Origin of the sequence: Sterolibacterium denitrificans, from assembly GCF_900174485.1 — a bacterium.
GTDB classification, from domain to species: Bacteria; Pseudomonadota; Gammaproteobacteria; order Burkholderiales; family Rhodocyclaceae; genus Sterolibacterium; species Sterolibacterium denitrificans.
On the sequence record NZ_LT837803.1, the window covers coordinates 2,959,161 to 2,983,956 of the forward strand.

Here is a 24,796-nt window from a genome sequence, read left to right on the forward strand (position 1 = left end):
TGCTGCATCCGCCGATGGTACATCAATCCGGATCGGCGGATTCTACGATGCAATCCGGAATTATGCAAAACCCGCTTTTCGATCGGCGGCTGCCTGCGTGGCCATGACTCCAGCAGCAGCCGGCCTCCTGCATCTGCACTCGTTTCATGTACCCGTTTCATTGCGCGGCAAGATAATTCCCGGTAGTATCCGGCGACTATTGATCCGGCACGGTGATGCGTCGACTCCGTTGGCCCTGAGCCCTTCGATGTGTTCAGGCCGGGCTGCCAAAGGGCCTGGCCTCGACACAGCCCCGGCCCGAACGGAACTGCAAATTTCATCTCACCGGCTCGATAATCTGGCGCTGCCGCCGTGCTGCATCGATTGCCCGGCGCTATCGGCGCCCCCTGCTTTCACATGACCTTTCTCGGCCCCATGGCCGAAGCAAGGTTCATCATCAAAACAACAAACGACATCAACAGGAGAGTAGCGAAATGTCTGATACACCGGATCTGACCCAGGTCAAGACCTCCACCCGCGATCTGGCCGTCATCCAGGAGCGGCTCACGGCCTGGATGGCCAAAACCCTGGGGCCGGGCTCCGAACCCCGGCTATCGGACGTGCGCAATCCCGGCAGCGCCGGCATGTCGAGCGAAACCTTGCTGTTCGAGATGAGCTGGAAGGAAAACGGCGTGCAAAAAACGGGTTCTTTCGTCGGCCGCCTGCCGCCGGCGGAGGATGCTTTCCCGATATTTCCCAAATACGATTTCCCGCTGCAGGTCGGCGTCATGCGCCTGGTCGAGCAGCGCAGCCAGGTGCCGGTGCCCAAGGTGCTCTGGGATGAGCCGGGCTCGGAGGCGCTGGGCATGCCTTTCTTCATCATGGCACGCGCCAGCGGCGAACCGCTGCCGGATCTGCCGCCCTACCCCTACGGCGGCTGGCTGGCCGAGGCCACGCCGGAAGAGCAGCAGCGCCTGCAGAACAGCTCGGTGGCGATGATTGCCGGCATCCATGGCGTCAAGGCCAGCGCCGGGGAAGTCGCCTTTCTCCAGCCCAAGCGCCAGGACGGCTCGCTGATGCGGCGCATCGTCGATGACTGGAAGGATTACTACGAGTGGGCGCGCGAAGGGCTGGACGTGCCGCTGGTCAACGAAATGGCCGCCTGGCTGGAAGCGCATTGGCCGGCGAACGATGGCGGCAATGAAGGCGTGATCTGCTGGGGCGATGCCCGCCCGGGCAACATCCTCTGGGAAAACTTCGAGCCGACAGCCGTGCTCGACTGGGAAATGGCCACCTTCGGTCCGCGCGAGATGGATGTCGCCTGGCTGATTTTCTTCCACAAGTATTTCCAGTACATCGCCATGACCCTGGGCTTCCCCGAAGCGCCGATGGCCGGCTACATGAAACGCGCCGACATCATCGCCGAATATGAACGCCTGAGCGGCGTCAAGCTGCAGAACATGGACTGGTTCCTCGGCTTCTGCGTGCTGCGCATGGCGATGTTCGATGTGCGCATCAGCCAGCGCCAACTGCGCTTCGGCGAGCGTCAGCCGGAAGAGGATCACAACAACTACCTGTTCACCCGCGAGATCATCCGCAAGATCCTGCGTGGCGAAGATCCCTGGGATTTCTGAACGACTGTCCGACAGAAACAACCAGGATCAACCAAGTACAAACTGCAAATCAGAAATCACGACAAACCTCCCGCAGCGGCAGCAGCGCCTGCATCGCTTGCCGCAGCGGAATAATTCAAAGGGAACGGAGATGGCATTCAAAGGAAAAGTGGCCTTGGTCACCGGCGGCGCCAGCGGCATGGGGCAACTCGACGCCCTGCGTCTGGCACGCGCAGGCGCCCAGGTTGCGATCATGGATCTCAACGACAAGGGCCTGCAGGAAACGGCCGCGCAATCGCCGAACATCAAACCTTATCGCTGCGACGTCAGCAATCTGGAAGAAGTGCGTGCCGTGGTCGGGCAGATCGAGAAGGAAGTCGGCCCCATCGACCGCCTGGTGCATTGCGCCGCCATCATGCCGGGACAGTCGATCAAGGACATGCCCGCCGAGCTCCACAACAAGGTGATGGCAATCAACTACTTCGGCACGGTAAACCTCACCAAGACGGTGATGCCGCTGATGGAAGCGCGTGGCGGCGGCGACATCATCCTGTATGGTTCGATGGCCGGCTCCGTGCTCACCCACAATCTGGGCGCCTACAGCGCAACCAAGGCGGCGATCAATGCCTGGGCGGAAACACTGGTGCGCGAAAACCTGGACAGCCCGATCCGTTTCCTTCTGGTCTGCCCGCCGATGGTCAATACGCCGCTGGTCAACCAAGCAACGGAGCATGGCCCGGAAAGCCTCAAGGACTCCGCCAAAACGGGCAAGAACATGGCCCAGCCGCAGGAAATCATCGATGCCGTCGAAGCCGCACTGGAACGCGGCGACTGGGTCGTGCGGCCCAAGCCCGCCGGCTTCATGATGCTCTGGCGCCGCCTGTTTCCAGGTTCGCTATGGTGGGTGATGGAGAAAGCCAACAAGGTCAAGTAGCCCCGCCTCGCGGCTCATTGTCCAAAACGGCACCCCGCATTTTGCGGCGTGCCGTTTTCTTTTGTCCGCCGCGCCCCGGCAGCCGAAATTGGACATAAAAATAGCCAGCTGCATCCAGCCGGCTATTTTCAATGCACTGATTTTTGATTTGTTTGGTCGGGGTGAGAGGATTCGAACCTCCGACTCCTGCGTCCCGAACGCAGTACTCTACCGGGCTGAGCTACACCCCGAACCGATGACACCATGATCCTTGCGCGACCCTCCGGGAAAGGGGGAAAACCGCCGTACCGGCCGTTCACCAGGTTGCGCGAATGAAGCTAGTGATTCCGCGCTATCGCAAAGGCCGCTAATTCTAGCAGGGCTTTTTTGTAATTTGAAGCTTTTAATGTGTCGAGCGCCAAAATGGCTTGCTCAACTTCGTACTCGGCCTGCTTGCGAGTCACGGTCAGTGCGTCGGTACTCTGAATCGCGGCCAGAACCTGGCTGAACTGTTCGCGCCCGCCGGAAAGCAGCGCATTGCGCACACACTCGGCCTGCGCCGCGTTGCCATGCTGCATGACGTGAATCAGCGGCAGGGTCGGCTTGCCTTCGGCCAGGTCGTCCCCCAGGTGCTTGCCGGTATCGGCTTCCTCGCCGGAATAATCGAGCACATCGTCGATCAACTGAAAGGCCGTCCCCAAATGCATGCCGTAACGCGCCAGCCGCTCTTCCATGTCGGCATCGGCGCCGCCCAGCAACGCCCCGAGACGGGCGGCCGCTTCAAACAGCTTGGCCGTCTTGTAGCGGATCACCTGCAGATAGGCTTCGATTTCGATATCGACATTGCGGCAATTCATCAACTGCAGCACTTCGCCTTCGGCAATCACGTTGGTGGCGTCGGCAAGTACCTGCATGACGCGCATGTCGTCCGCCACCAGCATCATCTGAAAGGCGCGGGAATACAAAAAATCACCCACCAGCACGCTGGCCGCATTGCCGAACAAGGCATTCGCGGTTTCCTGCCCGCGCCTGAGTTCCGACTCATCGACGACATCGTCGTGCAGCAGGGTGGCGGTATGGATGAACTCGACCACGGCGGCGAGTTCATGCCGATGGCTGCCTCGATACTCGAGCGCACCCGCCGTAAGCAGCACCAGCGCCGGACGCAGCCGCTTGCCGCCGCCGGCAATGATGTACTCGGCAACCTGGCGAATCAGGAGGACATCGGAATGCAATCGGGCGCGGATGACCCGATCGACCTCGCGCATGTCGGATTCGATCAATGCGCTGACGGAGGTCAAGGAAGAAGCGGAGGACACTAGCGGCAATTCTCGGAAAACCGCGATGTTAGGCGGCACCCGCCGACGCGTCAAGCCATTTTGCAGGCCAAGCGGTTTACTCGAAACATCAAGCCCGCTATAATCCGCGCTCTCAATGCTTCAGCATGGCCAGTTAGCTCAGTTGGTAGAGCAGCGGATTGAAAATCCGCGTGTCCGTGGTTCGATTCCGCGACTGGCCACCACTATTCAGCGCCCAACCGTTTGCGGTTGGGCGTTTTCATTTCTACCTCCCACACACACGACACGCGGGGTGCAGTAACTTTGGTTCGGGTTCTGGGGCCGAGGGGTGAAGGGATGGGCACAGGCATTGCAGGTTTTCTCCATACGAGTCTCCATGAAAAAGACTGTATGGAAACGCCCTCTGAGCAGGAGGATAGCTTGCCAGCGAGCAGCCAGATCCTTCTGCGGCATCATTTTCTCTTCAACCTTTGGCCCCCGTGGGCGTTTGCCGGACTCGGGGCGCTGGTGCTGTTAACAATGAGAGTCGAGCTGTAGAAGTATATTAAAAGCGTAGATATTTGTATATTAGACGAACAATGACGCTTCTACAAATTGACCAAGTACATTGTGAGCGCCATAATTCGCAAAATATGAGATTAAATGCGCCATGGGAAACGTAAGCCATCACCTGTCTGGTCTAGGCAAGCTTGACCGCGAGCGCTTGTCCGCCGTCATGCGCGGCACAAAGGGAACGATCACCAACGAGCAAGCCGCTAGGGTCATGGGGCTTGACCAGGCTGACGCATCGAAGCTGCTGGCACGGTGGTGCAAGAAGGGCTGGTTGTCGCGGGTAGCTCGAGGGCTTTACGTGCCTGTGCCGTTGGAGGCCGAGCGGTCTGATTTGCCACTCGAAGATTCCTGGCTGGTCGCCGTCAGTCTCTACTCGCCGTGCTACATCGGCGGCTGGAGTGCGGCTGAGCATTGGGATCTGACCGAACAGATTTTTCGGACGACGGTGGTGATGACCACGACGCGTCCACGGAATAGAAAGCCCACGCTCAAAGGGGCGGCATTTTGGCTCTCCACCATTGCTCCGGAAAAAATGTTCGGCCTGAAGACGGTTTGGCGTGGATCGGTAAAAGTCTCCGTTTCCGACCCCAGCAGAACCATGCTGGACATGTTGTCCGATCCCCAGCTTGGCGGTGGCATTCGGTCCGTCCAGGACATGTTCAGAAACTACCTCGGTTCCGATGCCAAGAACCTCGGCCAGTTGATGGAGTATGCCGAGCGTCTGGGCAACGGCGCGGTATTCAAACGCCTAGGGTTTCTGTTGGAAACAAACGCTCCGCAGGAGGCCGAGGCAATCGAACGATGCCAGCGCCATCTGACGATGGGCAACGCGCGCATCGATCCGAAAATGCCTGCCGAGGCATTGGTGGTGCGGTGGCGACTCTGGGTGCCTCACGACTGGAAGACGGGGGTGAAGTGATCGAAAAGCAGGAAATCTCGGAATTGGCGCGCGAGCTTTCGCTGGATTTGCACGTCGTCGAAAAGGATTACGTCCTCGGCTGGCTGCTCGCCGGCATTGCCGCGAACCCCGAGCTCTCGGAAAACTGGGTTTTCAAGGGTGGAACATGCTTGAAGAAATGCTACTTTGAGACGTACCGGTTTTCCGAGGATCTGGATTTCACGGTGACCGAGGAAGCCCAGCTCGACGAGGACTACCTGCTGCAGGCATTCCGTCAAATGGCGGAATGGGTCTATGAGCAGAGCGGCATCGAGATTCCTGGAGAACAGATTCGGTTCAAGTTGTCAGTGCTCGACGGCGGTCGGTACGCGGAGGGGCGCGTCTATTACGTCGGCCCTCTCATGCAGAAGCGCAATCTGGCTCGGATCAAGTTCGATCTGACCAGCAAGGAGAAGCTCGTACTACCGCCACAGAAAAGAGCTGTCCATCATCCGTACAGCGACTGCCCGGATGATGGTATCCATGTCTTGAGCTACTGTTTCGAGGAAGTGTTTGCCGAGAAGATTAGGGCCTTGGCAGAACGGGAGCGTCCGCGCGATCTGTACGACGTCGTGCATCTATACCGGCATGATGAGATTCAGCCCGATCGGGGTGTGGTACTCAAAACACTGCAGGAAAAATGCGCGTTCAAGGGTATCCCCGTCCCGACCATTGGGAGCCTGCAGCGCGAGGATGCCAAGATCAAGTTGGCCGCCGAATGGGAGGACATGCTTGCCCATCAGTTACCCGTCTTGCCGGACCTCGAGCAGTTCTGGAATGAGATCCCGAATGTTTTTCGCTGGCTTCATGGCGATGTCGAAAAGCCCTCACTGGCATCGGCGCCAATCGTTGGGTCGTTGGACAATGCGTGGCAACCGCCCGCAATGGTCTATGCATGGCGCACAGCAGTCCCGCTGGAGTCCGTGAGATTCGCTGCCGCCAACCGCCTGTGCGTCAATTTGCGTTATCAGGACTCTTGGCGACTGATCGAGCCGTACTCGCTACGCCGCAGCATGGACGGAAACCTGCTGCTTTGTGCCGTCAAGCATGAAACCGGGGAATCCAGAACTTACCGGGTGGATCGGATTCAAGGTGTCGAGGTCAGCAGAACGCCATTCACCCCCCGGTACCAGATTGAGCTGACCCCGACCGGGCCATTGGCGGCACTGCCCGTTCAACGCCTTGCCGCACCAAGACAATCAATCAACTCGAGACCAAGGGTCTCGGGCAGCCCCACAAGAACGTTGACCGGGCAGACTGGGCCCACCTATGTGTTCAAGTGTCCGAGTTGCGGGAAGCAATTCCGCCGAAAAACCTATGACGCAACATTGTCATCCCACAAGAACAAAAATGGCTTCCAGTGCTTCGGGGGCTTCGGTTCGTTGGTGAAAACGGAATATTGAAAATCGGCATCAGGTACGTGGGCGGGCGTGGTAGAAGCCCGGCCGCTCTCCTCTGAAGCCCCTTCTGGTTGTGATTCTTCCTACAATACCCGAAATGCTTCAAGACACTGGTTCTTTCGGTGAGGGTTCTCCGTCACCAGAATTCGACGCCCAACCGTTTCCGGTTGGGCGTTTTCATTTGCGCTTCCCAAAATTGCATTGCCTTGCCCGTCAATCAGATCGACAGCGCGGTCGCCGATTACCCGCAACCGCCGGATACGGCGCGGTCATCCCGGCCGGACATGAAACAGACGGCGAATTTGTTGACGGCACGCGCGAACAAGCGCGTCAGCGCTCATTCCGTGCGCAAAGCCTCGACCGCGTCCATGCTTGCGGCGCGGCGTGCGGGCAGGACGCCGGCGAGCAGGCCGATGGCGATGGCGATTCCTTCGGCAAGCGCGACGAACTCCAGCGGGGTATGCACCGGCAGGTCGGGCAGCGTGGCGTGAATGATTTGCGCCAGGCCGATGCCGATCGCCAGGCCGAGGAATCCACCGATGGCCGAGAGCACCACGGCTTCGCCGAGGAAGATGCCAAGGATGGTGCGGCGTGGCGCGCCGAGTGCGACCATCAGGCCGATTTCACTGGTACGCTCGGTGACGGCGATGGTCATGATGGTCACGATGCCCACCCCGCCGACGAGCAGGGAGATGCTGCCCAGCGCGCCCACCGCCATGGTCAGGATGTTGAGGATCTTCGACAGCGAACGCAGCATGTCGGCCTGGGTGATCAGGGTGAAGTCCTCGCGGCCATGCCGCGCCTTGAGCGTCGTTTTGATGGCGGCGGAGACATGATCCACCGAAACATTCTCCGGATAGGCGACGCGGATTTCCGATACGCCATCGCGGTTGTAGAGTTCCATCGCGCGGGCGGCCGGGATGAACAGCGTGTCATCGACATCCACGCCGAGTACTTGTCCGCGCGCCTCGAGTACGCCGATCACCGTGAATTGCATGTTGCCGATGCGTACCCGTTCGCCCAGCGGATTGGCGTCGCCGAACAATTCCCGCTTGAGCTTGGCGCCCAGCACCGCCAGCGAGCGGGCGCTGCCCGATTCTTCACGCGGGAGAAACTGGCCGATGCGAATGGCGATCGTCACCACCTTGGGCATGTCGGCGCCCACGCCGTAGAGCGTCGTGCGGCGCACGCGCCCATTTCCGGAGACTTCCGAATTGCCCCAGATCCACGGCGTCACGGCGAGGATGTTGGGCAGATGCTGGAGCGCTCGCGCATCCTCGATGGTCAGCGGCCGCACCGAGCTGGGAATGCCGCTGGCGTGCTGGCCGCCGGTCTTGGTCTTGCCCGGTGAAATGAAAATGGTGTTGGTGCCGAACTGGCTGAATTCACTGAGGATGAAACGGTGGATGCCTTCGCCGATGGAAGTCAGCAGGATCACCGCCGCGATGCCGACGGCAATGCCCAACAGCGTCAGAAAGCTGCGCAGACGCTGTGCCGTGATGGCACGCAAGGCAAGCAGGATGCTGTCGCTGGTTCTCATGGCTGCGTCGTCATGCGCTCATCAATGCTTGGCCAGCGCCGCGACGGGATCGAGCCCGGCCGCATTGCGGGCCGGCGCGACGCCGAACAGAATGCCGCTCACCATGGCGGTACCCAACGCGGCCAGCACGGCCCAGTCCGGCGGAAAGGCAGGGAAATTGGGATACATGTCACGAATCAGCGCAGCACCCAGCAGGCCCAGCACGTAACCCAGGAAACCGCCGGCAATCGAAAGGATGCCGGCTTCGGTGAGAAAGGCGAGCTCGATATTCCGCCGGGTGGCACCCAGCGCCTTGAGCAGGCCGATTTCCGCAGTGCGCTGCACGACGGAAACCAGCATCACATTCATCACCAGGATGCCGGAAACCACCAGGCTGATCGCCGAGATGCCGGCCACGCCCAGCGTCAGCGCGGTCAGCACGCGGTCGAAGGTTTGCAGTACCGCATCCTGGGTGATTACCGTGACGTCGGCCTCGCCTTCATGGCGCTGCTTGATGATGTCGAGCGCCTGCGTTCTGGCCGCTTCGATCGACTCGCGGCTCTTCGCCTCGATGAAAATACGGAACAGGGTATTGCTGTTGAGCATCGACTGCGCCAGTGAGACCGGAATCACCACCACTTCATCGGTATTCGTCCCCAGCGAATTGCCGCTCGGCGCGAACACGCCCACCACCCGGTAACGCCAGCCGCCGATGCGCACCAGCCGCCCCAAGGCCGGCTCCGCGCCAAACAGTTCGCGGCGGATGGTGGAGCCGATGACCACCTCGGCCTGGCCCTGTCCCCATTCGCTCGCCGCAAGAAAGCGCCCTTGGGCAATCTCCAGGGAACGGATGCGCGTGTATTCGGCCGTCGTCCCCAGCACGATGGTTTCGCGCAGTTTGCCGCCGATGCCGATTTCGGTATTGCCGATGGCCAGCGGCGCGACACGGCTGATGGCCGGCGAACGCAGCAGGGACTGGGCATCGTTCAGCGTCAGGTCGCGCGGCGTACTGGTGATTGCATTGGCGGGATTGAAGCCGCCGGTCGATGAGCGGCCGGGCATGACGATGAGCAGATTGGTGCCCAGCGAGGAGAACTCGCGCAACACGTACTGCCGCGCACCGTCACCCAGCGCGGTCAAGGTGACCACTGCCGCCACGCCGATGGAGATCGCCAGCACCAGCAGAGATGTCCGCAACGGACTGCCGAGCGCGGCGTCGCGGGCGAAGCGGATCAGGTCACTCGTGCGCATCGCCCGACTCGGCGGCCCTGGTGGATTTGGCGGATTCGGAAGATGCAGCGGATGCGGCACTGTCATGCTGGAGGCGGCCGTCTTCCATGCGCAACTGGCGACGGGCGCGCTTGCCCAGGTTCATGTCGTGCGTCACCACGATCAGCGTCACGCCACGGCTGTTGAGTTCTTCGAGCAGACGCATCACCTCTTCGCCCGTCGCGCGGTCGAGGTTGCCCGTCGGTTCATCCGCGAGAATCACCGCCGGTTTCATCACCAGGGCGCGGGCGATGGCGACGCGCTGGCGCTGGCCGCCGGAAAGCTCGTTCGGCCGGTGATGGCCGCGATCGTCCAGACCGTAATCCTTGAGCGCCTGGGCCACGCGCAACGAACGCTCCTTCGGCGGAATGCCCGCCAACGTCATGGGCAGGGCGATATTCTCGGCCGCCGTCAGGCGCGGCACCAGATGAAAGCTCTGGAAGACGAAACCGATCCGCTCGCTGCGCACCCGCGCCTGTTCTTCCGCGGACAGCGTGGTCACATCGCGGCCTTCGAGCCGATAGGTACCGGCATCGGGACGATCGAGCAGACCCAGCAGGTTCAGCAGCGTGGATTTTCCGGAGCCGGACGGCCCCATCACGGCGACGTATTCGCCGGCGTCTATGCTGACGTTCAGTTCGCGGAGCGCGTTGACCTTGCTGTCGCCGAGATAGAAAACGCGCTCGATGCCCTTCAGTTCGATCAGGGGTGAGGTCATCGCCTGAGCACCGTCCGGAATCAACGCTGCGTCGCAATGAGCGCCGGCTCTTCGGCCTCGAAGTAGGCGCCTGCCTTCACTCCTTCACGCTCCAGCGAGGTCACGACCCGGTCGCCGGCAGCCAGACCTTCGAGCACTTCGGTGTATTCCCAGTTCGACAGCCCAGTCTTGATCGCGCGCTCTTCCAGCTTGCCGCCGACTCCCGCCACCAGCACCCGGCCGCCTTCCAGCAGGGCCGAGGTGGGAACGCGCACCACCTTGTTGCGCACGTCGAGGATGACTTCGATATTGGCGGTATAGCCGACCAGCAAGCGGGCAACCTCTTCAGGGTTGTCGAATACCGCCTCGACATCGACCGTGCGCGATTGCTTTTCGATGGCCAGGACGTATGGCGCAACCCGCTTGATGTGACCCGGAAAGGATTTCTTCGGCAACGCGTCCAGCGAAATGCGCACCGGCTGGCCCTCGTGGATCTTCGTCGAATCGACCTCATCCATCGGCGCCTTGATGTAGAGGCAGCTCTCGTCGATCAGATCGATGGCCGGCGGCGTCGGGATACCCGGTGGCGAAGGCGTGGAATACTCGCCGATCTCGCCGGTGATCTTTGCCACGGTGCCATCGAAAGGCGCGTACAGGAAGGTGCGGCCCTGCTCGACCTTGACCACATTGACCTGCGCCAGCGCCTGGGCCACGCGCGCCTTGGCCGAGTCGCAGGCGGCGCGCCTGGCGTCGGCTTCCGCCTGGGCGGACTCGCTGCGCGAACTGGAAACATAATTCTGCGCATGCAGCAGATCGAGGCGCTGCGCCTCGCGTTCGGATGCCGCTGCCAGGCTGCAGGCTTCGGCCACGCCCTGGCGCGCCGTATCGACCTGCGCATTGGCCAGATTCTTCTGAGCAAGCTGGTCGTCATTCCAGAGCTTCATCAGCAATTGCCCCTTCTTGACCCGCTCGCCCTCCTTGACCGGCAACTGCTCGATGCGTCCTCCCATCAGGGTCGCCAGTTTGGTGCGGCGGCAGGACTCCACCTCGCCAGCACGCGTGTTGGCAATCGAGGATTCGACCTTGCCAACATCGATTCCCGCAAATACCACCTTGATGGGCTTGGGCTGGGTCAGCTTCCACCAGGCACCGGCAATTGCCGCGATCACGATAAGCCCGAACAGCAGGCGGCCAAGTATGGACGATGTCTTTGAGCTAGTCATGATTACCGGTAGCTGTCAGTACATGGGTTGTCATGGAATGGATCCGGAGCGGGGCGGAGACAAAAACGACGCTGGACGCCGCCGCTCCGCCGAAGCAGGGAGGCCCCATTCTACCCGACTCATTCCACTTGGCTTACATCAATTCCGACGATTTCCGGCGACGTCATTCCTGGCATCCCGGCACCCGGGTGGGCTGCACTTTATAATTCCGCCGTGCCACCCTCATCTTCCAGGCGGAACGCCGCTACCCTGCCCCCGACCCATGCCGCGCCCACCCTCCCGGCGGCGCCGCGCGCGATTCTGCTCGTCAAGACCTCGTCGCTGGGCGACGTGGTGCACAACCTGCCGGTCGCCAGCGACCTGCGGCGCCATTTCCCGCAGGCGCAGATCGACTGGGTGGTCGAAGAAACTTTCGCCGACATTCCACGCCTGCATCCCGCCGTGCGCCGGGTCATTCCCGTCGCCTTGCGGCGCTGGCGCAAGCGCTTGCTGCAACCGGCCACCTGGGGGGAAATCGCCGCCGCGCGACGGGCGCTGCGGCGCGAAGCCTACGATCTGGTACTCGACACCCAGGGACTCCTGAAAAGCGCCGTGCTGACCAGCCAGACACGACTGGCCCCGCATGGCCGGCGTTGCGGCCATGCCGCCGAATCCGCCCGCGAGCCGATTGCCGCACGCTGCTACGACACCGGCTACGCCATCCCAAAAAACGTCCATGCCGTCGAGCGCAACCGCTGGCTGGCGGCCGCGGCCTGCAATTACCCGCCCGACCTGCCGCTCGACTACGGCCTCGCCGCGCTGCCCGCATCGGTGCCGGAAGCATGGCACGACGGCGCGGCCTATGCCGTGCTGCTGACCGCCACCAGCCGCGACGACAAGCTCTGGCCGGAAGCGCATTGGCATGCGTTGATCGGCGCGCTGGCGGCGCAGGGACTGCAGTGCATACTGCCGGCGGGCTCGGCCGGCGAACGCAGCCGCGCCGAGCGGCTTGCCGCGACGATTCCCGCTGGCGCGGCCCGCGTTGCGCCGCCCCTGTCGATCGCCGAACTGGCCGGCCTGTGCGCCGGGGCCGCGCTGGTGGTCGGCGTCGATACCGGCCTGACCCATCTGGCCGCCGCCCTGGCGCGGCCGACACTGGCATTGTTCTGCGCCTCGAATCCGCAACTGACCGGCGTGTATACCGGCGATCCGCCGGCCAGCCCGGCCATCAACCTGGGCGCGGCCGGCCAGCCGCCCAGCGCGTTCGCCGTCATCGACGCCGCGCTGGCCATGCTGGGCTGAACTTTTCATCATGAGCATGGCGCGCTTCCTCTATACCCTGTCGCTGCTGCTGACAGCGCCGCTGGTGCCGCTCTACCTGCTCTGGCGCGCGCGCCGGCAGCCGGAATATCTGCGGCACTGGAACGAGCGCTGCGGCTTTTTTGCATCGCGGCTGCGCCCGGCGGTCGGCCAGACGACCCTCTGGCTGCATGCCGTCTCGGTCGGCGAGACGCGCGCCACCCAGCCGCTGGTCAAGCTGATCCGCCAGCGTTGGCCGCAGACGCGCATCCTGCTGACCCACATGACGCCCACCGGGCGACAGACCGCCGCCGAGCTGTATGGCCGGGATGCGGCCATCGCCAGCGTGTATCTGCCCTACGACTTTCCCTGGGCGATGCGGCGCTTTCTGCGCCACTTCCGCCCGCAACTGGGCGCGGTCATGGAAACGGAACTGTGGCCGAACCTGGTGGCGGCCTGCCGGTACCAAGACATCCCGCTGCTGCTGGTGAATGCCCGCCTGTCGGAAAAATCCGCCCGCGGCTATGCCCGCTTTCCCCATCTCACGCGCGAGACCTTGCAAGGACTGCGCGCCATCGCGGCCCAAAGCCCGGAAGATGCCGCCCGTCTGGAAGGACTCGGCGCCGCGCACTGCCACGTCACCGGCAATCTCAAGTTCGACATCAACCCGCCTGACGAGCTGCTGCGGCGCGGCAAGCACTGGCTGCGGCAATGGCGCAAGGATGCGCCGCGGCGGCGCGTGCTGCTGGCCGCCTCGACCCGCGAAGGCGAGGAAGCACTGATCCTCGACGCCTATCTGCGCCACCTCGACGCGGCGCTTCTGCTGGTCATCGTCCCCAGACATCCGCAGCGTTTCGACGCCGTTGTCGCCCTCGCCACGGCACGCCGCCTGAAGACCGTCCGCCGCAGCGCGCTGGACGAAACGGCGCAACTGGACGGCGGAACGCAAGTCCTCATCGGCGACAGCATGGGCGAACTGTTCGCCTACTACGCCGCCTGCGACGTGGCTTTCATCGGCGGCAGCCTGCTCGATTACGGCTGCCAGAATCTCATCGAAGCCTGCGCCGTCGGCGTGCCGGTGCTGCTCGGCCCATCGACCTACAATTTCGCCGACGCCGCCCAGGCCGCGCTGGCGGCCGGCGCGGCACGGCAGATTCGCGACGCCGATGAATTGTTCGACCGCGCCCTGTGCATGCTCGCCGCGCCCGGATCGGCCGACACTTCACCCGGCGCCACCTTCGCCGCCGGGCATCGCGGCGCCAGCGAGCGCACGCTGCAGCTGATGGCCGACATTCTGGAATAACTGTTGCCGGACGAGTCCCGGCGCAACAGCACATGTTGCAATTGCCGGCCTGCGACGTTATGTCACACGACAAGCGCAGTGCGGATTTCTAGAATCCCGGGTTTTGCTCGATCTGCCCAGGAGTTCCGCCGTGTCACTGCGCCGCCCCACACCATCATTCAGCTTCTCGCCACGCACGCTCACGCCGCTTGCGTTATTGATCGCGGCACTCTTCCCTGCCGGCAACGCCCTGGCCCAACAGATGCAGCAGCCGCCGGAACGACTGGCCCGCCTCGACGAAGTCCTGGTCACCGCGCCGGCCGAACGGCCGCTGCCCGCCAATGCAGCCGCAATCAGCGGCGATGAACTCAATGCCCGCCGCGCCGCCAGCAGCGATACCGCCAGCCTGTTGCGCGACGTACCCGGCGTGAGCCTGCAGGGCGCCGGCGGCGTCTCGTCCCTGCCGGTCATCCGCGGCCTGGCCGACGACCGCGTGCGCACCAAGGTGGACGGCATGGATCTGATCGCCTCCTGCCCCAATCACATGAATCCGGCGCTGTCCTATCTCGACCCGAGTCAACTCGAAACTATCAAGGTCTATGCTGGCATCACGCCGGTCAGCGTCGGCGGCGACAGCATCGCCGGCACCATCGTCGCCGAGACGCAGGCGCCGGTGTTCGCCGCGCCGGGCCAGGGCAGCATCGTCAAGGGCGAAATCGGCGCGTTCTACCGCAGCAACGGCAACGCGCAGGGCGCGAATCTCTCCGCCACCTACGCCACCGAATCGCTCAATCTCACCTACGCCGGCGCCACGGCCAAGTCCGACAACTACACCGCCGCCCGCGATTTCAAGAACACCGTGGTCACCGGCCGCGCCGGCCACGAGTTGCCGCGCGACGAAGTCGGCTCGACCGCCTATGAAACCCGCAACCACACGCTGGGCCTGGCCTGGAAAGGCGGCGACCATCTCGTCGAAGCCAAATTCGGCTTCCAGGACATGCCCTACCAGCTCTATCCCAATCAGCGCATGGATCTGCTCGACAACAGCCAGCATCGCGTGAGCCTGCGCTACCTCGGCCGTTTCGACTGGGGATCGCTGGATGCGCGCGCCTATCATGAGGAAGTCGATCACGCCATGGACTTCGGCGCCGACAAGCAGTTGCTGTATAGCGGCCGGCCCGGCATGCCGATGAGAACGGCGGGCAAGACCAGCGGCGTCAGCGTGAAGGCCGAGATTGCCCAAGGCGAGCAGGATATCGTGCGCCTGGGCGGCGAATTCCAGCGCTACCGCCTGGACGACTGGTGGCCGCCGGTGGCCGGCAGCATGGGCATGGGCCCGAATACCTTCATCAACATCAACGACGGGCGGCGCGACCGTGCCGCGCTCTTCGGCGAATGGGAGCAACGCCTGAATCCGCAATGGCTGACGCTGCTCGGCCTGCGCTACGAGCAAGTGAAGACGAATGCCGACAAGGTGCACGGCTACAACCAGGCCACGTTTCCGACGACCGCGCCGATGATGGACATGATGAACCAAGGCCGCGATGCCAGCGCCTTCAACAACGCCAACCGCAGCAAGACCGACCACAACTGGGATCTGGCCGCGCTGGCGCGCCATACGGTGGACGCCACGCAGGAAATCGAATTCGGCTATGCCCGCAAGGTGCGCTCGCCGAATCTCTATGAACGCTATACCTGGTCCACGGCCAGCATGATGGCGATCATGAACAACTACGTCGGCGACGGCAACGGCTACGTCGGCAATCCCAACCTCAAACCGGAAGTCGCCCACACCCTGGCCGCCACCTTCGACTGGCATGCCGCCGACCGCGCCTGGGAACTCAAGGCAACGCCCTACTACACGCGCGTCAGCGACTATGTCGATGCCGTGAAGACGGCAACCTTCAGCGCCAACCAGTTCAACGTCCTCGCCTATGCCAACCAGTCGGCCCGCCTGTACGGCCTCGACCTGCATGGCCGCATGCCGCTGGCCAGGAACGGCTTCGGTGAGTTCGGCCTGAAAGGTCTGCTCGCCTACACCAACGGCAAGAACCGCGACACCGGCGACGATCTGTACAACATCATGCCGCTCAACGCCAGACTGACCCTGACGCACAAGCTCGGCGGCTGGGACAACGGCATCGAACTGGTCGCCGCCCGACGCAAAAGCGCCGTCTCCGACGTACGCAACGAAATCCGGACGCCCGGCTACGGCCTGATCAACCTGCGCGCCAGCTACGCCTGGGATCAAGTGCGCATCGATTTCGGCATCGAAAACCTGTTCGACCGCTACTACGCCCTGCCGCTCGGCGGCGCGTATACCGGGCAAGGCACGAGCATGGGCATCAACAGCATCCCCTGGGGCATCGCCGTACCGGGGATGGGGCGCTCGGCTTATGTCGGGATCAATATGAAGTACTGATGCCGGGTTTCGCCCGGCGGACGACCTACTTTCTTGTCATGCGACAAAGGGGAAAGAAGCCAGGGGCGGTGTTTTGATATTTCGGTGAGTTTTCTCTGGCGGTGCGCTGAAGCCGGGACTCGCCCCGGCGGGCGACCTCCTTTCTTGTCGTGCGACAAGAAAGGAGGCAAAGAAACGCACCCCGGTGTCTCGGCCCTTCGGGCTGCCCGAGTTTCGCCGCCGTCGAGCGGCCGGTTTCTAAACTCGCTGCGCTCGGACAACGAAACCGGAAAGCCCCGCTCGGCGGCGGCGAAACTCGGCAAGACACAGGGGAAAGGGGGAGCAGCTCAACGCGTGGTGGTTGAAAAGCCAAACACCAAATCGGCTGGAATATATCGGCTTCGTCATTCCCACGCGGGTGAGAATCCAGCGGCACGGCCTACCCGACGAAGCGCGCATCGTCGTCATTCCCGCGAAAGCGGGAATCCAGTACGTTCCTGGGTCCCCGCTTTCGCGGGGACGACGAATGTATGTATCAAGCAGCATGTAACACTGCACCAGCTTACCCGGCGCAACGCGCCGCGCTCTATCCGTCGGACTGTGACGCCTTTCATTCCCCTCTGCGCCGCCGAACGAAGCTGGCCTCGGACGGGGATGTCCTGCTTTGCTGTTCGAGCGCAGCGAGTTTGCAAAGCAGGCCGGCCGAGGGTAGCGCAGTGAGGGCAGCCCGGCTTCGCCGGGCCGGCAAGGCGGGGCGCGCTTTTTGGTTACTTTTTGCCGCGTGGCAAAAAGTAACTCGCCCGCCGGGGCGAGTCCCGGCTTCAGCGATCCGTCAGAAAACAACCCGCCAAACGCCGAATCACAGCTTCGAAAATATCGCCCCAGGGCGAAACCTGGCCTTTGAAAACCCCACCACTAACTGTCCAACTTTATGGGTTCAGTTCATGCCGAACGCACACAAAAACGGCCACCAGAAAACCGGCAGCCGTTTTTGTCGAATGAAGCCATGTCGCGCAGCTTCGCAGCTTCTTCGCAGCTTATCTCCGAACCATGATCCTTTCCACCCAACCCTCGCCATCCTGGCTTTGCACCTGAATGAAGCTGCCCTGATCCTGGCCGGTGTAGATCACTTCCTCGCCGCGCCCGATCGTGCCGACCACCTTTGAGGTCTTGCTGGGCTGCGCGTAAATCTTGAGCCCGGCAATCTTGCCAGTGATGGTGTCGCCCTCTTCCAGCACCAGACCGGCCTTGGTCGGCTGGCCCGAAGCGCCCTTGAGGCTGATATCCTGCCGCGCGAGCTGCGGGTTGTTGCGGATCGAGCGCACGATGTTGTTCCAGTTGTCGAGATAGCTGGCGGCAATCACCTTGCCTTCCGGCGTGTTGGTGTAACCACCGAGCGCGCCGACGCCGGCACCGCCGGCAAACAGGCCGCCGACGCCCCAATCGGTCTTCTCCGCGCTGCCGGTCGCCGAGGCGATCTGCAGCGATGTCCGCGAATCCGACAGGATCATGGTGGTCTGCGCCGACTTGAACTTGAGCCCGGCAGCCACCACCCCCGCCACGGCGCCGAACAAGCCCAGGCCGCCCAGCGCGCCGCCGATCCCGCCGGAGTCCTTGCTGGAAAAGACGGCATCCGGCGTCAGCACATAATCGGCCGTCACCATCTGCCCCTTGCCCATGTTGGAGCCCCTGCGCAACTCGCCGGATTCGGCAAGCTGGCGCTCCTGCATCAGGTTCTGCATGGCGCGGCCGCGCTCGACCAGAACGAAGCAACTGGACTGCTGCACCATCATGCGGATGAGGCCGGTCGGCGACTGCAAGCCATATTGCAGCAGATGGGAAATCACCGCATCCTGTGGCTCGACCACCGCCAGCGTGCCATAGGGCTTGTCGCACTTCTCGAGTTCCTTGGCCTCGCCCGTCGCGCCGTCCGGGCCGGCAGCGCCGGAGGGCTGCCCTTGTTCCTGATTGTTCTCGCCGCCAAGACTGAAACCGAACGCATGCACGGGGGTCACCACCTGGGCCAGCGTCATCCCGAGAATTACGGCCCGAGTCATTGTTTTCATGTAGCTTCTCTCCTTGTCCTTGTTATTGAGCCGGGAAATTATGACAGATTTGCCATCATTCTTCGGCTAGCTCTTCCGCTTGCGCGCGGGCGGCAGGTCGGTGCAACTGCCGTGCGCGGCTTCGGCGGCCAGGCCGATGGTCTCCCCCAGGGTCGGATGGGGATGGATGGTCTTGCCGACGTCGATGGCGTCCGCGCCCATCTCGATGGCCAGCGCCACTTCGCCGATCATGTCGCCGGCATTCGGCCCGACGATGGCGCCGCCGACGATGCGGCCATCCTGCCGATCGAAGAGCAGTTTGGTGAAGCCGTACTCGGCGCCGTTGGCAATCGCCCGCCCCGAGGCCGCCCAGGGGAAAACGCCTTTTTCAACGGCGACGCCCTGCGCCCCGGCCTGGCTTTCCGTCAGTCCCACCCAGGCGACTTCCGGCTGGGTGTAGGCCACGGCGGGAATCACCCGCGCATCGAAAGCGGATTTCCCGCCAGCCGCCGCCTCGGCCGCGACATGGCCTTCATGCACCGCCTTGTGCGCCAGCATCGGCTGGCCGACGACGTCGCCGATGGCGTAGATGTGCGGGATATTGGTGCGCATCTGCCGGTCGACCGCAATGTAGCCTCGTTCATCGACCGCCACCCCGGCGGCTTCGGCGCCGATACTTTTGCCGTTCGGCGTGCGGCCGACGGCAACCAGCACCATGTCATAGCGCTGCGGCCCGGCAGGCGCCTGCTCGCCGGCGAAACTCACCTGTATGCCTTCCGGCAGCGCTTCGACCGCCGTCACCCGCGTCTTCAGCATGATGCTGTCGAAACGCTTGGCATTGCATTTCTCGAACACCTTCACCAGATCGCGATCCGTGCCCGGCATCAGGCCGTCGGTCATCTCGACGATACTGAGCTGCGCGCCCAGCGCGGCATAGACGGTCGCCATTTCCAGCCCGATGATGCCGCCGCCGATCACCAGCATGCGCTTGGGCACGAACGGCAGCGCCAGCGCGCCGGTGGCATCGACGATGCGCGGATCCTCCGGCACGAACGGCAGTTTCACCGACTGCGAACCGACCGCGATGATGGCCTGCCTGAAGGCGATGGTCTTTTCGCCCTCATTCGTGGTGACGCGCAGATGCTGGCCATCGACGAAGCGGCCCGTGCCCTGGATCACATCGACCTTGCGCACCTTGGCCATGCCGGCCAAGCCTTGAGTGAGCTTGCCGACCACGCCGTTCTTGTGGGCACGCAGTTTGTCCAGGTCGATTTTGGGTACGCCGAAACTCACGCCGAATTCATTCCCCCCGCGCGCCTCGTCGATCACTGCCGCCACATGCAGCAGCGCCTTGGACGGAATGCAGCCGACGTTCAGGCAAACGCCGCCCAGCGTCGGATAGCGCTCGACCAGGGTGACCTTGAGGCCCAGATCGGCCGCGCGGAAAGCGGCGGAATAGCCGCCGGGGCCGCCGCCCAGCACCAGCAGATCGGCTGCAGCGTGAGGCGTGGATGCCGCGGCAGTGGCCGGCACCTCGGGCGCTGGCACGGCAGCCGACGTGACCGCCTCGGTTCCGGCGCCGCCCGACTCGCCCACCTCGTCCGCATCACCCACTTCCAGCAAGGCAATGATGCTCCCCTGCGATACCTTGTCGCCCACCTTGACTTTCAACTCGCGCAAGATGCCGGCCACGGGACTGGGCACGTCGATGGTGGCCTTGTCGGACTCCAGGGTGATCAGGCTGTCTTCGGCCGCCACCGCATCGCCTGGCCTGGCCATCACTTCGATGACGGGTACCGCCTGAAAGTCGCCGATATCGGGAACCTTGATCTCGATCGTCCGGCTCACAGCAGCACCCTCCGCATGTCGGTCAGCAACTGGCCCAGATGGCTGGTGAAACGCGCCGCCGCCGCGCCGTCGATGACGCGGTGGTCATAGGACAGCGATAGCGGCAGCATCAGGCGCGGCTGGAACTGGCTGCCGTCCCACTGCGGCTGCATCTCGCTCTTCGAGACGCCGAGGATGGCGACTTCCGGCGCGTTGATGATCGGCGTGAAGGCCGTGCCGCCGATGCCGCCGAGGCTGGAAATCGAAAAACAGCCGCCCTGCATGTCGGCCGGCGAGAGCTTGCCTTCGCGCGCCTTCTTCGCCAGTTCGGCCATTTCGGCGGCGATGTCGAACACGCCCTTTTTGTCGGCATCGCGGATCACCGGCACCACCAGGCCATTCGGCGTGTCGGCGGCGAAACCGATGTGGAAGTAATTCTTCAGCACCAGACGCATTTCCTCGCCCTGGCCGTCGAGCGAGGCGTTGAACTCGGGAAACCTCCGCAGCGCCGCGACGCTGGCCTTGACGAGGAAGGCGAGCATGGTCAGCTTGATGCCGGATTTCTCGTTTTCCTTGTTGAGCGCGACGCGGAAATCTTCCAGCGCGCCGATATCGACGCGATCGAACTGCGTGACATGCGGAATCATCGCCCAGTTGCGCGCCAGATTGGCGCCGGAAATCTTCTTGATGCGCGACAGCGGGCGGATTTCGATTTCACCGAACTTGCTGAAATCCACCTTGGGCCAGGGCAGCAGATCGAGGCCGCCCGCGCCAGCACCCATACCCGCGCCGCCGGCCGTCGCCGCCGGCGTTGCCAGCACGCCCTTGACGTAGGCCTGCACATCCTCGCGCAGGATGCGGCCCTTCGGCCCGCTGCCGCTCACCCTGGCCAGATCGACGCCCAACTGACGGGCGAAAGTACGGATCGACGGGCTGGCATGGGGCAGATTGCGGGCCGCTGCCCGTTCATCCACGGCCTCCGCTGCATCCGTCGCCGGCGCGACAGTGAATGCCGAACGCGGCGCCAGCGGATCGCCCTGCATGCTGCGGAATTCCGGCGCGGTCAGAGCAGCGGCGCCGGCCGCATTCCCGGCCGAAACCGCTGCCTGGGTGTCTGCCGACGCCGGTGCCGTGGTCACCGGATCAGCCGGCTTGGCAAGCGGGGCCGGAGCCGGCGCGGGTTCGGCCGCAACCTCTGCCGATTCAGCCGAGGACTCGATCAATGCGACCAGCACGCCTTCGGCCACCTTGTCGCCGACCTTGACGCGCAGTTCCTTCACCACGCCCGCCACGGGCGTGGGCACGTCCATCGTGGCCTTGTCGGATTCCAGCGTCAGCAGCGTGTCCTCCGCCTGCACGGCATCGCCGGGCTTGACGGCAATCTCGATGATGGGAACATCCTGGAAACCGCCGATGTCCGGCAACTTGACTTCGATGATCTGGGCCATGGTTCACACCTTCAATGGATTGGGCTTGTCGGCCGACATGCCGTATTTGGCCAGCGCCTCCTTGACGCGCCCGGCATCGATCTGTCCCTCGTCGGCCAGGGCGCGCAGCGCGGCCAGGGCGATCCACTGCCGGTCGACCTCGAAGAAATCGCGCAGCGTCTCGCGCGTGTCGGAACGGCCGAAACCGTCGGTGCCCAGCACGCTGTAGACACGAGGCACGTAAGGGCGAATCTGCTCGGCGAACAGGCGGATGTAATCCGTTGCCGCGATCACCGGGCCGCGCGTATCGGTCAGGCAGTTCGCCACATGGGAAACCCGCGGCTTGTCGCCAGGATGCAGCAGATTCCAGCGCGCGCAGTCCTGGCCGTCGCGCGCCAGCTCGGTGAAGCTCGGGCACGACCACAGATCGGCCTCCACGCCCCAGTCCCGTTTCAGCAGTTCGGCGGCGGCCATCACCTCGCGGAAGATGGTGCCCGAACCAAGCAACTGGACGCGCGGCGCATTCGAGGCGGCCGCCTTGCGGAAGCGATACATCCCCTTGAGGATGTCCGCCGCCACCTGCTTGCCGGCCGGCATGTCGGGATGCTCGTAGTTCTCGTTCATCACCGTGATGTAGTAGAAGACATCCTCCTGCTCGGTGAACATGCGGCGCAGGCCGTCCTGGACGATCACCGCCACCTCGTAGGCAAAGGTCGGATCGTAGGAAACGCAGTTGGGGATGGTTGCCGCCAGCACGTGCGAATGGCCGTCGGCATGTTGCAGGCCTTCGCCGTTGAGCGTGGTCCGCCCGGCCGTCGCGCCCATCAGGAAGCCGCGCGCGCGCTGGTCGGCTGCCGCCCAGATGAGATCCATGGTGCGCTGCATGCCGAACATCGAATAGAAGATGTACACCGGCAACATCTGCACGCCATGCGTGGAATAACTGGTGGCCGCGGCGATCCAGTCGGCCATCGCGCCCGCTTCGTTGATGCCTTCCTGCAGTATCTGCCCGGTCTTCGACTCCTTGTAGAACATCAACTGCTCGGCATCCTGCGGCGTATATAGCTGGCCGAGCTGGTTCCAGATGCCCAACTGGCGGAACATGCCTTCCATGCCGAAAGTACGCGATTCGTCCGGCACGATGGGCACGACGCGCGCGCCGACGTGCTTGTCCTTGACCAGCATGTTGAGGATGCGCACGAAGGCCATGGTGGTCGAAATTTCCCGCCCCTCGCCGGGAGACTTGTGGAACGCCGCATAGGCCTCCGGCGCCGGAACTTCCGGCGACTGCACTTTCTGCCGCCGGACCAGCAACGGCCCGCCCAGCGCCTGGCGATGGCGGCGCATGTATTCGAGCTCGGGGGAACCTTCGGGAAATTTCAGGTAGGGCATCTTTTCCAGATCCCCGTCGGCGATCGGCAACTGGAAGCGGTCGCGGAAATCCTTCAGCGAGGTGGTGCCCATTTTCTTCTGCTGATGGGTGATGTTCTGCGCCTGGCCGGAATCGCCCATGCCGTAACCCTTGATGGTCTTGGCGAGGATCACCGTCGGCTGCCCCTTGTGGTGGAGCGCCGCGTGATAGGCGGCATAGATCTTGTGCGGATCGTGGCCGCCGCGATTGAGATTCCAGATGTCGTCATCCGGCCAATGCGCCACCATCTTCGCCAGCGCCGGATACTTGCCGAAGAAATGCTTGCGCACGTAGGCGCCATCCTTGGACTTGAAAGTCTGATAATCGCCATCGACGCATTCCATCATGCGATGACGCAGCAGGCCGCTCTTGTCCTGCGCCAGCAGCGGATCCCAGTAGCTGCCCCAGATCAGCTTGATGACGTTCCAGCCGGCACCGCGAAAATCGCCTTCCAGCTCCTGGATGATCTTGCCGTTGCCGCGCACCGGGCCGTCGAGCCGCTGCAGGTTGCAATTCACCACGAAGATCAGGTTGTCGAGATTCTCGCGCGCCGCCATGCTGATCTCGCCCATGGATTCCGGCTCGTCCATTTCGCCATCGCCCATGAAGGCCCAGACCTTGCGCTGGGCATGAATGGCCGGATCGAGATGGCCGCGGCACATCATGTACTTGATGAAACGCGCCTGATAGATCGCCTGCAACGGCCCCAGGCCCATGGAAACCGTCGGGAACTTCCAGAACTCCGGCATCAGCCAAGGATGCGGATAGGAAGGCATGCCCTTGCCGCTGACGTCATGGCGGAAATGATCGAGCTGCGCCTCGCTCAACTGGCCGAGGAGAAAGGCGCGGGCGTACAGGCCGGGCGAGGAATGTCCCTGGAAAAAAACCAGGTCGCCGCCGTGCGCTTCCGTCGGCGCATGCCAGAAGTGATTGAAGCCGACGTCGAACAGCGTGGCGGCCGAGGCAAAGCTGGCGATATGCCCGCCGATGCCCGGTGAGCGCTGGTTGGCGCGCATCACCATGGCCATCGCATTCCAGCGGATGTAGCTGCGGATGCGCGCCTCGATGGCGTAATCGCCCGGCGCGGCAATCTGCTGCTCGACTGGAATGGTGTTGATGTAGTCGGTATTGGCGCTGTAGGGGATGTTGATGCCGGTACGGCGCGCCTGACCGATCATCTGCTCGATCAGGAAGTGGGCCCGCTCCGGGCCTTCGCGTTCGATGACGGCGCTGAGCGCATCCAGCCATTCCCGGGTTTCCGGCGCATCGGTATCTACAGGCAGGCCATTGTGATCTTGTGGCTCAATGGTCATGGACATTGCGACTCCTCATTATGTAAGGATCGATATTGCAGCAGCAGACGAGGGAAGTTTAGTCCGATTCCCCCGGCCTGCCGGCAATAGCGAGGGTTATTGTCTCGCAACTTGCGGGCCGAGCAGGAACATATCACATCATGAAAGAACAATCCACAATGTGCGATAACCTGGCTGACACCCTTCTGTCGCACGACTGCTGCGACAACGCATGCTGCCGGCGCCAAACGGATTGACCGACGATCGAAACCATCCAAAAATCATTCCAAAACCGCTCCAAAATCATTCCATCGGCATGGCACCATCATTCCGACAGCATGACACGACAACTTACTTTAGTGATAGAGTGGCAACCCCTGCAAATCGAACCCAGAGCACGAATCCACCGCGCCATCCACCATGGATCCCCTGC

General features: G+C 63.1%; 16 protein-coding genes and 2 tRNA genes. 8 read left to right on the forward strand and 10 right to left on the reverse strand.

Features of this window, described 5'->3' with window-relative positions:
* Positions 1 to 473: 473 nt before the first annotated feature.
* Positions 474 to 1,613, forward strand: coding sequence for a phosphotransferase family protein (locus tag SDENCHOL_RS13365; RefSeq protein WP_154717265.1), 1,140 nt, complete (start codon positions 474 to 476; stop codon positions 1,611 to 1,613).
* Positions 1,614 to 1,743: 130 nt separating this feature from the next.
* Positions 1,744 to 2,526: an SDR family NAD(P)-dependent oxidoreductase gene (locus tag SDENCHOL_RS13370; RefSeq protein WP_172955083.1), complete on the forward strand. Its 783-nt coding sequence runs from the start codon at positions 1,744 to 1,746 to the stop codon at positions 2,524 to 2,526.
* Positions 2,527 to 2,679: 153 nt separating this feature from the next.
* Here the strand turns inward: SDENCHOL_RS13370 and SDENCHOL_RS13375 are convergent.
* Positions 2,680 to 2,756 (reverse strand) — tRNA-Pro (locus SDENCHOL_RS13375).
* Positions 2,757 to 2,843: 87 nt separating this feature from the next.
* The gene (locus SDENCHOL_RS13380) at positions 2,844 to 3,773 is read right to left on the reverse strand and encodes a polyprenyl synthetase family protein (protein ID WP_154717450.1); all 930 of its coding nucleotides are present in this window, start codon (positions 3,771 to 3,773) and stop codon (positions 2,844 to 2,846) included.
* A 178-nt stretch (positions 3,774 to 3,951) separates the two neighbouring features.
* Between SDENCHOL_RS13380 and SDENCHOL_RS13385 the strand changes: the two genes are divergently transcribed.
* From SDENCHOL_RS13385 to SDENCHOL_RS13395, 3 genes are all read left to right on the forward strand, one after another.
* Positions 3,952 to 4,027, forward strand: a tRNA-Phe gene (locus SDENCHOL_RS13385).
* 425 nt (positions 4,028 to 4,452) lie between these two features.
* The gene (locus SDENCHOL_RS13390) at positions 4,453 to 5,274 is read left to right on the forward strand and encodes a type IV toxin-antitoxin system AbiEi family antitoxin domain-containing protein (protein WP_154717267.1); all 822 of its coding nucleotides are present in this window, start codon (positions 4,453 to 4,455) and stop codon (positions 5,272 to 5,274) included.
* Positions 5,271 to 6,695, forward strand: a complete 1,425-nt coding sequence (locus tag SDENCHOL_RS13395; RefSeq protein WP_154717268.1) for a nucleotidyl transferase AbiEii/AbiGii toxin family protein — start codon at positions 5,271 to 5,273, stop codon at positions 6,693 to 6,695. Before SDENCHOL_RS13390 ends, SDENCHOL_RS13395 begins: the two co-directional genes overlap by 4 nt.
* 334 nt (positions 6,696 to 7,029) lie before the next feature.
* On the opposite strand, the gene SDENCHOL_RS13400 is transcribed toward SDENCHOL_RS13395, so the two are convergent.
* Genes SDENCHOL_RS13400 through SDENCHOL_RS13415 form a run of 4 tightly spaced genes read right to left on the reverse strand, consistent with a single transcriptional unit; the run spans position 7,030 to position 11,400 of the window.
* On the reverse strand, positions 7,030 to 8,232 hold the full coding sequence (locus tag SDENCHOL_RS13400) for an ABC transporter permease (protein ID WP_154717269.1): 1,203 nt from the start codon (positions 8,230 to 8,232) through the stop codon (positions 7,030 to 7,032).
* A gap of 21 nt (positions 8,233 to 8,253) precedes the next feature.
* Entirely contained in the window at positions 8,254 to 9,462 is a 1,209-nt protein-coding gene (locus SDENCHOL_RS13405; RefSeq protein ID WP_154717270.1) for an ABC transporter permease, read from the reverse strand.
* A complete protein-coding gene (locus tag SDENCHOL_RS13410) occupies positions 9,449 to 10,198 on the reverse strand; it encodes an ABC transporter ATP-binding protein (protein WP_154717271.1) in 750 nt (249 codons plus the stop codon). The genes SDENCHOL_RS13405 and SDENCHOL_RS13410 overlap by 14 nt, the downstream gene beginning before the upstream one ends.
* A gap of 20 nt (positions 10,199 to 10,218) precedes the next feature.
* A complete protein-coding gene (locus tag SDENCHOL_RS13415; protein ID WP_154717272.1) occupies positions 10,219 to 11,400 on the reverse strand; it encodes an efflux RND transporter periplasmic adaptor subunit in 1,182 nt (393 codons plus the stop codon).
* A 213-nt stretch (positions 11,401 to 11,613) separates the two neighbouring features.
* On the opposite strand from SDENCHOL_RS13415, the gene waaC reads away from it, so the two are divergent.
* The 3 genes from waaC (at position 11,614) to SDENCHOL_RS13430 (ending at position 16,382) form a co-directional block, all read left to right on the forward strand.
* On the forward strand, positions 11,614 to 12,681 hold the full coding sequence (gene waaC / locus SDENCHOL_RS13420) for a lipopolysaccharide heptosyltransferase I (RefSeq protein WP_231912992.1): 1,068 nt from the start codon (positions 11,614 to 11,616) through the stop codon (positions 12,679 to 12,681).
* A gap of 10 nt (positions 12,682 to 12,691) precedes the next feature.
* Positions 12,692 to 13,981, forward strand: coding sequence for a lipid IV(A) 3-deoxy-D-manno-octulosonic acid transferase (gene waaA, locus SDENCHOL_RS13425; RefSeq protein WP_331844124.1), 1,290 nt, complete (start codon positions 12,692 to 12,694; stop codon positions 13,979 to 13,981).
* A gap of 130 nt (positions 13,982 to 14,111) precedes the next feature.
* The gene (locus tag SDENCHOL_RS13430) at positions 14,112 to 16,382 is read left to right on the forward strand and encodes a TonB-dependent receptor (protein ID WP_331844125.1); all 2,271 of its coding nucleotides are present in this window, start codon (positions 14,112 to 14,114) and stop codon (positions 16,380 to 16,382) included.
* Positions 16,383 to 17,398: 1,016 nt separating this feature from the next.
* Here SDENCHOL_RS13430 and SDENCHOL_RS13435 read toward each other — a convergent pair.
* The 4 genes from SDENCHOL_RS13435 to aceE form a co-directional block, all read right to left on the reverse strand.
* On the reverse strand, positions 17,399 to 18,427 hold the full coding sequence (locus SDENCHOL_RS13435; protein ID WP_154717273.1) for an SH3 domain-containing protein: 1,029 nt from the start codon (positions 18,425 to 18,427) through the stop codon (positions 17,399 to 17,401).
* A gap of 66 nt (positions 18,428 to 18,493) precedes the next feature.
* Positions 18,494 to 20,254: a dihydrolipoyl dehydrogenase gene (gene lpdA, locus SDENCHOL_RS13440; protein ID WP_154717274.1), complete on the reverse strand. Its 1,761-nt coding sequence runs from the start codon at positions 20,252 to 20,254 to the stop codon at positions 18,494 to 18,496.
* Positions 20,251 to 21,681, reverse strand: coding sequence for a dihydrolipoyllysine-residue acetyltransferase (locus tag SDENCHOL_RS13445; protein WP_154717275.1), 1,431 nt, complete (start codon positions 21,679 to 21,681; stop codon positions 20,251 to 20,253). Before SDENCHOL_RS13445 ends, lpdA begins: the two co-directional genes overlap by 4 nt.
* 3 nt (positions 21,682 to 21,684) lie before the next feature.
* Positions 21,685 to 24,390, reverse strand: a complete 2,706-nt coding sequence (gene aceE, locus SDENCHOL_RS13450; RefSeq protein WP_231912993.1) for a pyruvate dehydrogenase (acetyl-transferring), homodimeric type — start codon at positions 24,388 to 24,390, stop codon at positions 21,685 to 21,687.
* Between the last annotated feature and the right edge of the window lie 406 nt (positions 24,391 to 24,796).